This is a genomic window from Streptomyces sp. NPDC025721, from assembly GCF_055558595.1.
In genome coordinates, this window is record NZ_JBVHMF010000002.1 from 149,524 (window position 1) to 162,780 (window position 13,257).

The 13,257-nt window shown below is 71.2% G+C and carries 12 protein-coding genes; 7 read left to right on the forward strand and 5 right to left on the reverse strand.

Annotated elements, in window-relative coordinates; genetic code table 11:
- Nucleotides 1–2: 2 nt before the first annotated feature.
- On the reverse strand, nucleotides 3–1,121 hold the full coding sequence (locus ACZ4EF_RS04645; RefSeq protein ID WP_467502762.1) for a M4 family metallopeptidase: 1,119 nt from the start codon (nucleotides 1,119–1,121) through the stop codon (nucleotides 3–5).
- A gap of 303 nt (nucleotides 1,122–1,424) precedes the next feature.
- On the opposite strand from ACZ4EF_RS04645, the gene leuA reads away from it, so the two are divergent.
- From leuA to ACZ4EF_RS04675, 6 genes are all read left to right on the forward strand, one after another.
- Nucleotides 1,425–3,188: a 2-isopropylmalate synthase gene (leuA, locus tag ACZ4EF_RS04650; protein WP_467502764.1), complete on the forward strand. Its 1,764-nt coding sequence runs from the start codon at nucleotides 1,425–1,427 to the stop codon at nucleotides 3,186–3,188.
- 173 nt (nucleotides 3,189–3,361) lie between these two features.
- Nucleotides 3,362–4,078: a TerB family tellurite resistance protein gene (locus ACZ4EF_RS04655; RefSeq protein WP_467502766.1), complete on the forward strand. Its 717-nt coding sequence runs from the start codon at nucleotides 3,362–3,364 to the stop codon at nucleotides 4,076–4,078.
- A 342-nt stretch (nucleotides 4,079–4,420) separates the two neighbouring features.
- Nucleotides 4,421–5,644 carry a sensor histidine kinase gene (locus ACZ4EF_RS04660; RefSeq protein ID WP_467503056.1) on the forward strand — a complete coding sequence of 408 codons (1,224 nt, stop codon included), beginning with the start codon at nucleotides 4,421–4,423 and terminating at the stop codon, nucleotides 5,642–5,644.
- The gene (locus ACZ4EF_RS04665) at nucleotides 5,641–6,333 is read left to right on the forward strand and encodes a response regulator transcription factor (RefSeq protein WP_355344548.1); all 693 of its coding nucleotides are present in this window, start codon (nucleotides 5,641–5,643) and stop codon (nucleotides 6,331–6,333) included. The genes ACZ4EF_RS04660 and ACZ4EF_RS04665 overlap by 4 nt, the downstream gene beginning before the upstream one ends.
- Before the next feature lie 70 nt (nucleotides 6,334–6,403).
- Entirely contained in the window at nucleotides 6,404–7,153 is a 750-nt protein-coding gene (gene recO / locus ACZ4EF_RS04670; RefSeq protein ID WP_355344550.1) for a DNA repair protein RecO, read from the forward strand.
- A 29-nt stretch (nucleotides 7,154–7,182) separates the two neighbouring features.
- Nucleotides 7,183–8,013: an isoprenyl transferase gene (locus ACZ4EF_RS04675; protein ID WP_188280782.1), complete on the forward strand. Its 831-nt coding sequence runs from the start codon at nucleotides 7,183–7,185 to the stop codon at nucleotides 8,011–8,013.
- 382 nt (nucleotides 8,014–8,395) lie between these two features.
- Here the strand turns inward: ACZ4EF_RS04675 and ACZ4EF_RS04680 are convergent, their stop codons facing one another.
- The 4 genes from ACZ4EF_RS04680 to ACZ4EF_RS04695 all read right to left on the reverse strand — a co-directional run bounded on the left by ACZ4EF_RS04680 (nucleotide 8,396) and on the right by ACZ4EF_RS04695 (nucleotide 11,587).
- On the reverse strand, nucleotides 8,396–8,809 hold the full coding sequence (locus ACZ4EF_RS04680) for a Fur family transcriptional regulator (protein ID WP_355344554.1): 414 nt from the start codon (nucleotides 8,807–8,809) through the stop codon (nucleotides 8,396–8,398).
- 65 nt (nucleotides 8,810–8,874) lie between these two features.
- Nucleotides 8,875–9,774 (reverse strand): metal ABC transporter permease, encoded by a 900-nt coding sequence (locus ACZ4EF_RS04685; protein ID WP_355344557.1) that lies wholly within the window; start codon nucleotides 9,772–9,774, stop codon nucleotides 8,875–8,877.
- On the reverse strand, nucleotides 9,774–10,583 hold the full coding sequence (locus ACZ4EF_RS04690) for a metal ABC transporter ATP-binding protein (RefSeq protein WP_391160262.1): 810 nt from the start codon (nucleotides 10,581–10,583) through the stop codon (nucleotides 9,774–9,776). Before ACZ4EF_RS04690 ends, ACZ4EF_RS04685 begins: the two co-directional genes overlap by 1 nt.
- 14 nt (nucleotides 10,584–10,597) lie before the next feature.
- Nucleotides 10,598–11,587: a metal ABC transporter substrate-binding protein gene (locus ACZ4EF_RS04695; RefSeq protein WP_355344563.1), complete on the reverse strand. Its 990-nt coding sequence runs from the start codon at nucleotides 11,585–11,587 to the stop codon at nucleotides 10,598–10,600.
- 172 nt (nucleotides 11,588–11,759) lie between these two features.
- Here ACZ4EF_RS04695 and ACZ4EF_RS04700 point away from each other — a divergent pair, with 172 nt between their 5' ends.
- Entirely contained in the window at nucleotides 11,760–13,142 is a 1,383-nt protein-coding gene (locus ACZ4EF_RS04700) for a glycine--tRNA ligase (RefSeq protein WP_355344566.1), read from the forward strand.
- Nucleotides 13,143–13,257: the final 115 nt, after the last annotated feature.

The following is a 13,257-nucleotide window of genomic DNA, read 5'->3' on the forward strand; positions in this document are numbered from 1 at the left end:
TGTCACGCCTCCTGCGGCTGGCCGGGCTGCTGGCGGGGGACCTCGGCCGCGGGGGCGGCGGCCGGAGCGACGCCCACCTGGGACCAGGACGAGAGCACCGCCTGGTGCTGCTCGCCTTCACCGTAGCGGGCCTTGGCCGCCGCGGCGGTGGCCGCGGCGAAGTCCGCGAACTGGGCGTGCGGCGACAGCGAGCCGCCGGTGAGGGTGTCGTACCAGATCTGTCCGGCCTGCTCCCAGGCGTTGCCGCCCAGCTCGGCCGCCAGGAGGTAGAAGGCGTGGTTGGGGATGCCCGAGTTGATGTGCACGCCGCCGTTGTCGCGCGAGGTGGTGACGTAGCCGTCCATCGTGCCGGGCTGCGGGTCCTTGCCGAGCCGCGGGTCGTCGTAGGCGGTGCCGGGCTCCTTCATCGAGCGCAGCGCGTGGCCGTCGACGCCCGGTGCCAGCAGCCCGGCGCCGATCAGCCAGTCGGCCTGCTCCGTGCTCTGCCCGAGCGTGAACTGCTTGATGAGGCTGCCGAAGACATCGGAGACGGACTCGTTGAGCGCGCCGGACTGCCCGAAATAGTCCAGGTTGGCGCTGTACTGGGTGACGCCGTGCGTCAACTCGTGGCCGATCACGTCCAGCGGAAGGGTGAAGTCCAGGAAGATCTCGCCGTCGCCGTCCCCGAAGACCATCTGCTGGCCGTTCCAGAAGGCGTTGTTGTAGCCCTGGAGGTAGTGGACGCTGGCCACCAGCGGCAGGCCCGCGTCGTCGATCGAGTGACGCCCGTACGCCTTCAGATACGTCTCGAAGGTCGCGCCGAGCGCGTCGTACGCCCGGTTGACGCTCGCGTCCTTGGACGGCTTGGCGCCCTCGGCGCGCACCTTGCGCCCCGGCAGCGTGTCCTGGTGCTTGGCGTCGTGAACGGTCCGTCGCGGCTGGTCGGAGGCGGCGGCCCCGGTGACGGCGGTGGCGCCGATCACCGTGGTCAGGCGGCGCCTGGTGCGTTGCAGCGCGTCCTGCTCCAGGGTGCGGCGGGCGGGTCCCGAGACCCCGGAGTCCTCGGAACGGGACAGCTTGTCGAGCACGTGCGGCGGCACGATCGTGCAGAAGACGGCGTTGGGCGCATGCGTGGCAGTCATGGCGGCAATGTGGCACGCGTCACAGTCGCTGTCACGGGTTGCGACGATGATTGACGAAAAGGAGCGAAGGATCATGGTTTGAGTGGACAGAACCGTGCATCTTGCATGCTGAGAGGATCTTCGTACCGGCTACGTGATTCCGTCCGCCTCGGTTATGGTCGTCCCATCATGCGTTTCGGGCTGCTTCTCCTTAGCTGCCGCGGCGAGGGCCTGTAGTCGTAGGCCGACCCCCTCCCCGCGGAGTTCAGGCGTGCCATCGCCGTCGGCCGACACTCAGCCGGACCCCCGAGGAGCCAGAGCCCCATGACAACCCCCAATCGCGTCGGCCGTCCCACGCCCATCACCACGGCCACCGCGCGCCAGCGCCCCAGCGTGATGCCGGTCCACAAGTACGGCCACTACGAGGCCGTGGACATCGCCGACCGCACCTGGCCGAACGCCCGCATCACCCAGGCGCCCCGCTGGCTCTCCACGGACCTGCGCGACGGGAACCAGGCGCTGATCGACCCCATGTCGCCCGCCCGCAAGCGCGAGATGTTCGACCTGCTGGTCCGCATGGGCTACAAGGAGATCGAGATCGGCTTCCCGTCCTCGGGCCAGACCGACTTCGACTTCGTACGCTCCCTGATCGAGGGCGACGCGATCCCCGAGGACGTGACGGTCTCCGTCCTGACCCAGGCGCGCGAGGAACTGATCGAGCGCACCGTCGAGGCCCTGCGCGGCGTACCCCGCGCCACCGTGCACCTGTACAACGCGACCGCGCCGGTCTTCCGCCGCGTCGTCTTCCGCGGCAGCCGTGACCAGGTCAAGGCGATCGCGGTGGACGGCACCCGGCTGGTGATGGAGTACGCCGAGAAGATCCTGGGCGACGACACCGTCTTCGGCTACCAGTACAGCCCGGAGATCTTCACCGACACCGAGCTGGACTTCGCCCTGGAGGTCTGCGAGGGCGTGATGGACGTCTGGCAGCCCGAGCCGGGCCGCGAGATCATCCTCAACCTGCCCGCCACCGTGGAGCGTTCCACCCCCTCCACGCACGCCGACCGCTTCGAGTGGATGTCGCGGAACCTGTCCCGCCGCGAGTACGTGTGCCTGTCCGCGCACCCGCACAATGACCGCGGTACGGCCGTGGCCGCCGCCGAACTGGCGCTCATGGCCGGCGCGGACCGGGTCGAGGGCTGCCTGTTCGGGCAGGGCGAGCGCACCGGCAACGTCGACCTGGTGACGCTGGGCATGAACCTGTTCAGCCAGGGCGTCGACCCGCAGATCGACTTCTCGCAGATCGACGAGATCCGTCGCACCGCCGAGTACTGCAACCAGATGGAGGTCCACCCGCGCCACCCCTACGCGGGCGACCTGGTCTACACCTCCTTCTCCGGCTCCCACCAGGACGCCATCAAGAAGGGCTTCGAGGCGATGGAGGCCACCGCCGCCGCCGAGGGCAAGACCGTCGACGACATCGAGTGGGCGGTGCCGTACCTGCCGATCGACCCCAAGGACGTCGGCCGCTCGTACGAGGCCGTCATCCGCGTCAACTCGCAGTCCGGCAAGGGCGGCGTCGCGTACGTGCTGAAGAACGGCCACAAGCTGGACCTGCCGCGGCGGATGCAGATCGAGTTCTCCCGGATCATCCAGGCCAAGACCGACAGCGAGGGCGGCGAGGTCACCCCCGCGCAGATCTGGTCGGTCTTCCAGGACGAGTACCTGCCCACCAGTGACAACCCGTGGGGCCGGGTCGCCCTGCGCTCCGCCCAGACGTCCACCTCCAGCGACGGCACCGACGCCCTCACCGTCGAGGCCGTGGTCGACGGCGTCGAGACCACCCTGAGCGGTACGGGCAACGGCCCGATCTCGGCCTTCGTCGACGCGCTGGCCGGGGTGGGCATCGACGCCCGCGTCCTGGACTACTCCGAGCACACCATGAGCGAGGGCGCCTCCGCGCGGGCCGCCTCGTACATCGAGTGCGCGATCGACGGAAAGGTGCTGTGGGGGATCGGCGTCGACCCCAACACCACCCGCGCGTCGTTGCAGGCGCTGGTCTCGGCCGTCAACCGGGCCGCGCGCTGACGGGATTGACCCGGTTCACCCGGTCCGTCCGAGGGGCGAAAACCCCCGGGCGGACCGGTTCGAGCACCCTCGCAAGGCAATTGCCCCTTACGCGGTACTGACTGCGACCGCCGACTGTGGCTAACATCACGGCAGTGCGGCAGCGTTGCCGAACGGCCGGAGGGTGCAGCGTGATGAAGCTGAGGCTGTGTATCTGGGGTGTGCGAACGGCGTGGCACACCGAGGACGACGGTGAGTTCTTCTGCCCTGATTGCGGCGGCGACCGTGCCTACCACCGCAGAACCGGCACCCGCAGACTGACCGTGCTCAATGTGCCGGTCCTGCGCCGGGGCCCCGCGGGCACCGTCATCGAGTGCACCGCCTGCCACCGGCAGTACGCCTCCGACGTCCTGCTGCGGCCCACCACCACCCGCTTCTCCGCGATGCTGCGGGACGCCGTGCACACCATCGCGCTCGCCGTCCTCACCGCGGGCGGCGCCACCGGCCGCCCGGCCCGCGAGGCCGCCGTCGGCGCCGTGCGCTCCGCCGGGTTCTCCGACTGCACCGAGGACCAGTTGCTCGGGCTGCTCGCCGCCATCGTCGCCGACGAGGGCCGGTACAGCGCCTCGGGCTCGGGGGGTGCCCCACTCGGGCCCGACTCCTTCGCCGACGAGGTCGACGGGTGCGGGAGCTGGCTGTCCATCGAGCTCCACGAGGCGCTGGAGCCGCTGGCCGACCACCTCGAGCCGCTCGGGCGCGAGCGGGTTCTCCTCCAGGGCGCGCACATCGCCCTCGCCGACGGGCCCTACCTCCCTGCGGAACGCGAAGTCCTCGAAGCCGTCGGCCGCTGTCTCTCCCTGCCCCTCACCGACATCGACCGCCTCCTCGCCGGAGCCGCCGCGGCCCTCTGACCTGCGGTCCGCCCGCGCGTGGGCGCCCTGGCGCGCAGGGCCTGTTCTCAAGGTGCCCCCCAGCGCCCCTGACGGGGCACAGGCCCTGCGCGAAGAGGGGCGTACTCCTGGGGGAGTAGCCCCCGGATCGGTCCTGGGCGGGACGAGGAAGGCGAGCCCGGCGGAGGAAGCTGACGGTAGGAGAAGACCTCGGCTTTCGGAGGAGCCCATGAACGTCACCACACGTCCGTGGGCGGTACCGCGGCTCAGGGCCGTACCGCTGGCCCGTCTGCGCCCCGCCGCGACCCCGTGACCTGGCTCGGCGCACCCCGCGTCCGGGAGGATGGGTCCGTGGCGCTCACCATGGACCTTCTGCGCGCCCCGCGCATCCCGGCGGCGCCGGGACCGCGGGTCGCCCCCGCCGACGTGGCGTTCGCCGCGCTCGTGTTCGCCGTGGAGGCGTTCCTGGCGTGCTGTCTGCCGGAGGAGCCGGCCAGCGGGCGGCCGGACCTGGCGGGCTGGGCGCTGCTGGTGGGCAGCGCGCTGGTGCTGGTGTGGCGGCGGCGTTCGCCGCTGGTGTGCATGCTCGGGATGCTGGCGTTCGTGGCGCCGTACCACTACCTGGAGAACATCCAGGTGGCGCCGATCCCGTCGAGCATGGTGGCGCTGTACGCGCTGGCGGTCGCGGGGCCGCCCCTGCGTACGTTCCTGCTGCTGCCGACGGTGATCGCGCTGATGGCGGCCATCATGTCGACGATCAGCGCGCCGCACGCGGGCACCGACATGCTCAAGAGCGCCGGCTGGATCGTGGCGGTCGCGGTGGCGGGCGAGGTGGTGCGGATGCACCGCAACTACGTGGCCGCGATCGTCGGGCGGGCCGAGCGCGCCGAGCGCACCCGCGAGGAGGAGGCGGCCCGCCGGGTCGCGGAGGAGCGGCTGCGGATCGCCCGCGACCTGCACGACCTGCTCGCGCACAGCATCACCCTGATCGGCGTCCAGACGTCGGTGGCCGCGCACATCCTGGTCGCCGACCCCGACCGGCTCGACCGTACGGCGGTGGCCGCCGCGCTCGACACGATCGCCGACACCTGCCGGGAGGCCCGCGCCGAGCTGCGGACCACGCTGCGGGTGCTGCGCGCGGACGGCGACGGCCCGCTGCCCGACCTCGCGGGGATACCGGCGCTCGCCAAGGCCGCCGAGGCGGCGGGGGCCCGGGTGGACCTGGGCGACGCCGGGGGCGTCGCGCCGGTGCCGCCCGCGGTGGGCGCCGCGGCCTTCCGGATCGTCCAGGAGTCGCTCACCAACGCGGTACGGCACGCGGGGGTGCCGAGCCCGCTGATCACCGTACGGGTGGACCGCCGGGAGACGGCCCTGCACCTGCTGATCGAGGACGACGGCTCCTGCGGCGGCCCCGCGCCCGCGAACCGCGCCGAGGGGCGTGCCGAGGGCTTCGGCATCGCCGGGATGCGCGAGCGCGCCCGCAGCGTCGGCGGCACCCTCACCGCGGGGCCGCGCCAGGACCGTACGGGCTTCGCGGTCAGCGCCGTGCTGCCGCTCACCGTCGATCACCAGGGAGACCACAGATGACCTCGCCGCCGCCGATCCGCGTGCTGCTCGCCGACGACCAGACGCTGGTGCGGGCCGCGTTCGCGATGCTGGTGGAGTCCGCCCGCGACATGGAGGTGGTCGGGCAGGCGGCGAACGGCTTGGAGGCGGTCGAGCAGGCCCGCAGCGCCCGCGCCGACGTCATCGTGATGGACATCCGCATGCCGGAGCTCGATGGCATCGAGGCCACCCGGCGGATCGCCGCCGACGACGACCTGGCGGGTGTGCGCATCCTCGTACTGACCACCTACGACGACGACCAGCACGTGGTGTCGGCGCTGCGCGCGGGCGCGTCCGGCTTCCTGGTCAAGGACACCAGGCCCGCGGAGCTGCTGGACGCGATCCGTACCGTGGCGGCCGGGGACTCGCTGCTGTCACCCGGCCCCACCGCGCGGCTGATCGCCCGGGTGCTGCGGCTGCCGGACCGGCCGCTGGTCAGCGCCCCGGCCCCGGCCGGGCTCGGCGGGCTGTCCGAGCGCGAGCGCGAAGTCCTCACGCTGGTCGCGCGCGGCCTGAACAACGCGGAGACCGGTGAGGCGCTGGGCCTGAGCCCGCTCACCGCCAAGACGCACGTGAGCCGGATCATGGGCAAGCTCGGCGCCCGCGACCGCGCCCAACTCGTCATCACCGCCTACGAGTCCGGCCTGGTCGCGCCCGGCGCCGACCGCTGAGCCGGGGCCCGGCGGCGGCCGGTCGGCCGTCCGTCGCCGTACCGCTCCCGCCGTACGCGAGAATGGGCCCATGAGTCTGTTCCGCGACGACGGCATCGTGCTGCGCACCCAGAAGCTGGGTGAGGCGGACCGGATCATCACGCTGCTCACCCGGCGGCACGGACGGGTACGGGCGGTGGCCCGCGGTGTGCGCAGGACGAAGTCGAAGTTCGGCGCGCGCCTGGAGCCGTTCAGCCACGTCGACGTGCAGTTCTTCGTCCGCGGCGGGGAACTGGTCGGCCGCGGTCTGCCGCTGTGCACACAGGGCGAGACGATCGCGCCGTACGGCGGTTCGATCGTCACCGACTACGACCGCTACACCGCGGGCACCGCGATGCTGGAGACCGCGGAGCGCTTCACCGACCACGAGGGCGAGCCCGCCGTGCAGCAGTATCTGCTGCTGGTCGGCGCGCTGCGGACGCTCGCGGCGGGCGACCACGAGCCCCGGCTGGTGCTCGACGCCTTCCTGCTGCGGTCGCTGGCCGTCAACGGATACGCGCCCAGCTTCGACGACTGCGCCAAATGCGGTATGACCGGTCCCAACCGGTTCTTTTCGGTCGGGGCGGGAGGAGTCGTCTGCGGCGACTGCCGGGTGCCGGGAAGCGTCGTACCCTCACGGGAGTCACTGGAACTGCTCGGCGCGCTGCTGGGCGGCGACTGGGAGACCGCGGACGCCTGCGAGCCGCGCCACTGCCGTGAGGGCAGCGGGCTGGTGGCGGCCTACCTCCAGTGGCACCTGGAGCGCGGACTGCGCTCCCTGCGGTTCGTCGAGAAGACCTGAGCCGAGAAGGCATGAGGAGAAGTACCACCATGGCACGTCACGGGATTCTGGCCCGTTCCCGAAGCTCGTACCGGACACCCGACCCGCACCCGTCGGGGGCGCGTCCGCCGAAGCTCCAGAGCGAGCTGGTGCCCAAGCACGTGGCCGTCGTCATGGACGGCAACGGCCGCTGGGCCAAGGAGCGCGGCCTGCCGCGCACCGAGGGCCACCGGGTCGGCGAGGGCGTCGTCCTGGACGTGCTGAAGGGCTGCCTGGAGATCGGCGTCAAGAACCTCTCGCTGTACGCCTTCTCGACCGAGAACTGGAAGCGCTCGCCCGAGGAGGTGCGCTTCCTGATGAACTTCAACCGGGACGTGATCCGGCGGCGCCGCGACGAGATGGACGAACTCGGCATCCGTATCCGGTGGGTCGGGCGCATGCCCAAGATGTGGAAGTCCGTCGTGCAGGAGCTCCAGGTCGCCCAGGAGCAGACCGTCGACAATGACGCGATGACGCTGTATTTCTGCGTCAACTACGGGGGGCGCGCCGAGATCGCCGATGCGGCGCAGGCCATCGCCCGTGATGTCGCCGACGGGCGGCTCGACCCGTCCAAGGTCAACGAGAAGACCTTCGCCAAGTATCTCTACTACGCCGACATGCCCGACGTGGATCTCTTCCTGCGTCCCAGTGGTGAGCAGCGCACCTCCAACTATCTGCTCTGGCAGAGCAGTTACGCCGAGATGGTCTTCCAGGACGTGCTGTGGCCCGATTTCGACCGGCGCGATCTGTGGCGGGCCTGCGTGGAATACGCCTCGCGCGACCGTCGCTTCGGCGGGGCCATCCCCAACGAGGCCCAGCTCGCCGGCGACCAACGCGCCTAGCCCCTCCCGGGCGGGGTGACCCGATCCTTCCCGGGGCCGCCCCCGGACGGTTCCTCCGCCCTGGACGGCGGCCCGATCTTCCCGGCCGCGCGGTGCCCTTGCGCAGGGCCTGCTTTTTTGGGGGCGCGGGGAACTGCGCGACCAGCCACGGCGGGGCGCGCCGTGGAAAACCGGCCCCAGCGGGGCAGTTGCTGTGTGCTTTCGGGCTGAAAGCCCGGTGGTGGCTGAGCGCGCAGTTCCCCGCGCCCCTGAAGACACGTGGCCGGCGCCCCGGTGGAAGAGCCGTCCGGGGGCCGCGCCCGGGAAAGACCGGCCTACCGCCCCGGTGGAAGAGCCGTCCGGGCGGGGTCGGGGAAGGGCGGGGGAGGCCCTTGGGGGTGGGCTAGGGCTGGGGGTGCTCGACGCAGTCGGAGCAGGTGCCGAAGATCTCCATGGTGTGGGCGACATCGGCGAAGCCGTGCTCGGCGGCGACGGCGTCGGCCCACTTCTCGACGGCGGGCCCCTCGACCTCGACGGCCTTGCCGCAGACGCGGCAGACGAGGTGGTGGTGGTGGCCGCCGCCGGAGCAGCGGCGGTAGACGGACTCGCCCTCACCGGTCCGGAGGACATCGATCTCGCCCGCGTCGGCCAGCGACTGAAGGGTCCGGTAGACCGTGGTGAGCCCGACGGAGTCGCCGCGGTGCTTCAGGATGTCGTGCAGATCCTGCGCGCTGCGGAATTCGTCGACCTCCGAGAGAGCGGCCGACACGGCGGCCCGTTGCCGGGTGGAGCGGCCACGTACGGGATGGGTGGTCACCGGTGCCTCCTTCTGGGTCGCTTCGTGCACCTGTCCGGACGGCCCATTGTGCCAGGCCGTTCCGTTCAGGCGGGTACCTCGTCGGCGGCGCCGCGGGCGGCGGGCACCTCCACCTCCAGGGTGCACCGTTCCCGCTCCGCCGCGGCCCGCCTGGCGCGTTTCCTGGCCAGCGGAGTGGCGAGCGCGGTGAGCACGATGAAGAGCCCGATGGTGATCAGGACGATCGTCGCACCGGACGGCACGTCCACGTAGTACGAGGTGACGGTGCCGGACAGTGTCACGGTGACGCCGATGGCCACCGCGCTGACGAAGGTGACCAGGAAGCTGCGGGTGACCTGCTGCGCCGCCGCGACGGGGATCACCATCAGCGCGCTGACCAGCAGCAGCCCGACCACGCGCATCGCGACCGTGACGGTGAGCGCGGCCGTGACCGCGACCAGCAGATTCAGCAGCCGCACCGGCAGCCCGGTGACCCGCGCGAACTCCTCGTCCTGCGACACCGCGAAGAGCTGCCGCCGCAGGCCCACGGTCACCAGCATGACGAAGCCCGCCAGCAGGCACATCGTGGTGATGTCGGACGGCGAGACGGTGGTGATCGAACCGAACAGGTACGTCTCCAGGTTGGCGTTGGAGCCGTTCGGCGCGAGGCTGGTCAGCATCACACCGCCCGCCATGCCGCCGTAGAAGAGCATGGCCAGCGCGATGTCGCCGCGCGTCTTGCCGTACCAGCGGATCAGTTCCATCGCGACGGCGCCCGCCACCGAGACGGCGGTGGCCATCCAGACCGGGTTGGACTGGAGGAGGAAGCCGAGGCCGACGCCGGTCAGCGCGACATGGCCGATACCGTCGCCCATCAGGGCCTGCCGTCGCTGCACGAGGTAGATCCCGATGGCCGGCGCGGTGAGGCCGACCAGCGCGGCGGCGATCAGGGCCCGTTGCATGAAGGCGTAGTCGAGGAATTCCATCAGCTCAGCAGTCCCGTCCTGACCGGCGCGGCCGAGGCGTCCGCGTGCGGGTGTACGTGGTCGTGGCCCGGCAGGGCGTGCTGTCCCAGTGCCCGCGGCGGCGCGCCCTCGTACGTCACGCAGCCGTCGCGCAGCACGACCGCGCGGTCGATCAGCGGTTCCAGCGGCCCCAGTTCGTGCAGGACCAGCAGGACGGTGGTGCCCGCCGCGACCTGGGCGCGCAGGGTCGCCGCGAGGATGCGCTGGCTGTCGAGGTCCACGCCCGCCATCGGCTCGTCCATGATGAGCAGGTCCGGCTCCCCGGCCAGCGCGCGGGCGATCAGCACCCGCTGGTGCTGGCCGCCGGAGAGCGCGTCCACGGAGTCGCCCGCGCGGTCGGTGAGGTCGACGACGGCGATGGCCCGGTCCACGGCCGCCCGGTCGGCGCGGCGCATCGGCCGCAGCCGGGTACGGGCCAGCCGCCCGGCCGAGACCACCTCGCGTACGGTCGCGGGCACGCCGCCGGCCGCCGTGGTGCGCTGCGGCACGTACCCGATCCGCGCCCACTGCCGGAAGCGGCGCAGCGGCGTACCGAACAGCTCCAGCGAGCCGCCGGTCAGCGGCACCTGGCCGATGACCGCGCGCACCGCCGTGGACTTGCCCGAGCCGTTGGCGCCGAGGAGCGCCACGACCTCGCCGCGCCCGACGGTCAGGTCGATGCCGCGCAGTACGGGGCGAGCGCCGAGGGTGGCGGTGGCGCCGCTGAGCGCGATGACCGGGTCCGTGACCGCGCCGGTGTCCCCGGCCGCTTCGACGGCTTGCTGGTCCATGGCGGTGACCTCCGTCACTTCGCGCCGAGCGCCGCGCGCAGGGCCGTCAGATTGCTCCGCTGCACCTGGAAGTAGTCGGTGCCCTTGGACTTGTCGGTGATGCCCTCGATCGGGTCGAGGACGTCGGTGCGCAGCCTCAGGTCGCCCGCGAGGGTCTTCGCGGTGGCGTCGCTGACCAGCGTCTCGAAGAAGACGGTCGACACGTGCTTGCTCTTCACCAGGTCGTGCAGCGCCTTGACCCGCGCCGCGCTGGGCTCGCTCTCCGGGTCGATGCCGTTGATGGCCTCCTCGACCAGCCCGTACCGCTCGGCGAGGTAGCCGAAGGCGGCGTGCGTGGTGACGAAGGTGTCGGAGGCGCGGTTCTTCAGGCCGTCGCGGAATGCGGTGTCCAGGGCGGTGAGCCGGGCGACCAGCGCGTCGGTGTTCTTGCCGTACGCCGCCGCGTTCGCCGGGTCGGCCTGCTCCAGCGCCTTGCCGACGCCCTTGGCGACCTCGGCGTACTTCACCGGGTCCAGCCAGATGTGCGGGTCGGCGCCCGCGCCTTCCTCGCTGCCGCCGCCGGTGCCGTTGTCGCCGGTCGTGTGGTGCGTGCCGTCCACCTCGGTGCCGTGGGACTCCAGCGGGGTCAGCGACGCGGCGTCGACCTTGTGCTTGACGCCGGAGAGCTTCACGGCGTCGTCCACGGCGGGCTGGAGGCCCTTGAGGTAGACGATCACATCGGACTGGCCGAGCCTGCCGGTCTCCTTCGGCGTCAGCTCCAGGTCGTGCGGCTCCACGCCCGGCTTGGTGAGGTCGGTCACCGCGACATGGTCGGCGCCGATCTGCGCCGCCAGGTACTCCAGCGGGTAGAAAGCGGCCGTGACCTTGAGTTTTCCGCCGCTCTTGGAGTCACCCGAGGTGTTCTCGGAGGCGTCGGCGCCGGAGCAGGCCGACAGTGCCAGCAGGCCGAGCACGGCCGCGGCGGCGACGGAGACGGCGGATATCGGGCGGCGATGGATGTTCATGACTGTCATTTTCATCTGATGTGGAAACGATTGTCAATATCCGTAGGGCGGGGTCCGCGATCCGCTCCCGGCCGGGTTCCTGGAGCCGGGTTCCGGAACGGATTTGATAAGGGGACCGCACCCGCCGGTAATCTGAGGCAACTGACCGCTTCGTCGTACTGAAGAGAGCACCGTGGCCGCCGACAAGATCGACACCATCGTCAGCCTGAGCAAGCGCCGTGGCTTCGTTTTCCCGAGCAGTGAGATCTACGGCGGCTCCAAGGCCGCCTGGGACTACGGGCCGCTGGGCGTCGAGCTGAAGGAGAACATCAAGCGCCAGTGGTGGCGCGCCATGGTGACCTCCCGTGAGGACGTGGTGGGAATCGACTCGTCGGTGATCCTCGCCCCCGAGGTCTGGGTGGCCTCCGGCCACGTCGCCACGTTCTCCGACCCGCTCACCGAGTGCACCTCCTGTCACAAGCGCTACCGCGCGGACCACCTGGAGGAGGCGTACGAGGCCAAGCACGGCAAGCCCCCGGCCAACGGCCTCGCCGACATCAACTGCCCGCACTGCGGCACCAAGGGCGCCTTCACCGAGCCCAAGCAGTTCTCCGGCATGCTCCAGACCCACCTCGGCCCGACCCAGGACGCGGGCTCGGTGGCGTACCTGCGGCCCGAGACCGCGCAGGGCATCTTCACCAACTTCGCCCAGGTGCAGACCACTTCGCGCAAGAAGCCGCCGTTCGGCATCGCCCAGATGGGCAAGTCGTTCCGCAACGAGATCACGCCGGGCAACTTCATCTTCCGCACCCGCGAGTTCGAGCAGATGGAGATGGAGTTCTTCGTCAAGCCCGGCGAGGACGAGAAGTGGCACGAGTACTGGATGCAGGAGCGCTGGAACTGGTACACGGGCCTGGGCATCCGGGAGGAGAACATCCGGTGGTTCGACCACCCCAAGGAGAAGCTCTCCCACTACTCCAAGCGCACCGCCGACATCGAGTACCGCTTCAACTTCGGCGGCCAGGAGTTCAGTGAGCTGGAGGGCGTCGCCAACCGCACCGACTACGACCTCTCCTCGCACTCCAAGGCGTCCGGCCAGGACCTCTCCTACTTCGACCAGGAGGCGGGCGAGCGCTGGTTCCCGTACGTCATCGAGCCCGCGGCCGGTGTCAACCGCGCGATGCTGGCCTTCATGCTCGACGCGTACAACGAGGACGAGGCGCCCAACGCCAAGGGCGTCATGGAGAAGCGCACCGTGATGCGGCTCGACCCGCGCCTCGCGCCGGTCAAGGTCGCCGTCCTGCCGCTCTCCCGCAACCCCGAGCTTTCCCCGAAGGCCAAGGGCCTGGCCACCGCCCTGCGCGCCAACTGGAACATCGAGTTCGACGACGCGGGCGCCATCGGCCGCCGCTACCGCCGCCAGGACGAGATCGGCACGCCGTTCTGCGTGACCGTCGACTTCGACACGCTCGAGGACAACGCGGTGACGGTCCGCGAGCGCGACACGATGAAGCAGGAGCGCGTGTCGCTCGACCAGGTGGAGACCTACCTGGGCAGCCGACTGCTGGGCTGCTGACGCCGTTGCACACGGGCGGGGGGGGGGGGGGGGGGGGGGGGGGGGGGGGGGGGGGGGGCGTCGTTTTTCCCTTTTTTGGTGTCGGGGTTGGGGGTGTAGAAAACAGACGACCACC

What these genes read in the sequence shown, in the direction of transcription:
- ACZ4EF_RS04645 (WP_467502762.1), bottom strand. Translation starts at nt 1,121, where the DNA reads ATGACTGCCACGCATGCGCCCAACGCCGTCTTCTGCACGATCGTGCCG.
- leuA (WP_467502764.1), top strand. Translation starts at nt 1,425, where the DNA reads ATGACAACCCCCAATCGCGTCGGCCGTCCCACGCCCATCACCACGGCC.
- ACZ4EF_RS04655 (WP_467502766.1), top strand. Translation starts at nt 3,362, where the DNA reads ATGAAGCTGAGGCTGTGTATCTGGGGTGTGCGAACGGCGTGGCACACC.
- ACZ4EF_RS04660 (WP_467503056.1), top strand. Translation starts at nt 4,421, where the DNA reads ATGGACCTTCTGCGCGCCCCGCGCATCCCGGCGGCGCCGGGACCGCGG.
- ACZ4EF_RS04665 (WP_355344548.1), top strand. Translation starts at nt 5,641, where the DNA reads ATGACCTCGCCGCCGCCGATCCGCGTGCTGCTCGCCGACGACCAGACG.
- recO (WP_355344550.1), top strand. Translation starts at nt 6,404, where the DNA reads ATGAGTCTGTTCCGCGACGACGGCATCGTGCTGCGCACCCAGAAGCTG.
- ACZ4EF_RS04675 (WP_188280782.1), top strand. Translation starts at nt 7,183, where the DNA reads ATGGCACGTCACGGGATTCTGGCCCGTTCCCGAAGCTCGTACCGGACA.
- ACZ4EF_RS04685 (WP_355344557.1), bottom strand. Translation starts at nt 9,774, where the DNA reads ATGGAATTCCTCGACTACGCCTTCATGCAACGGGCCCTGATCGCCGCC.
- ACZ4EF_RS04690 (WP_391160262.1), bottom strand. Translation starts at nt 10,583, where the DNA reads ATGGACCAGCAAGCCGTCGAAGCGGCCGGGGACACCGGCGCGGTCACG.
- ACZ4EF_RS04695 (WP_355344563.1), bottom strand. Translation starts at nt 11,587, where the DNA reads ATGAACATCCATCGCCGCCCGATATCCGCCGTCTCCGTCGCCGCCGCG.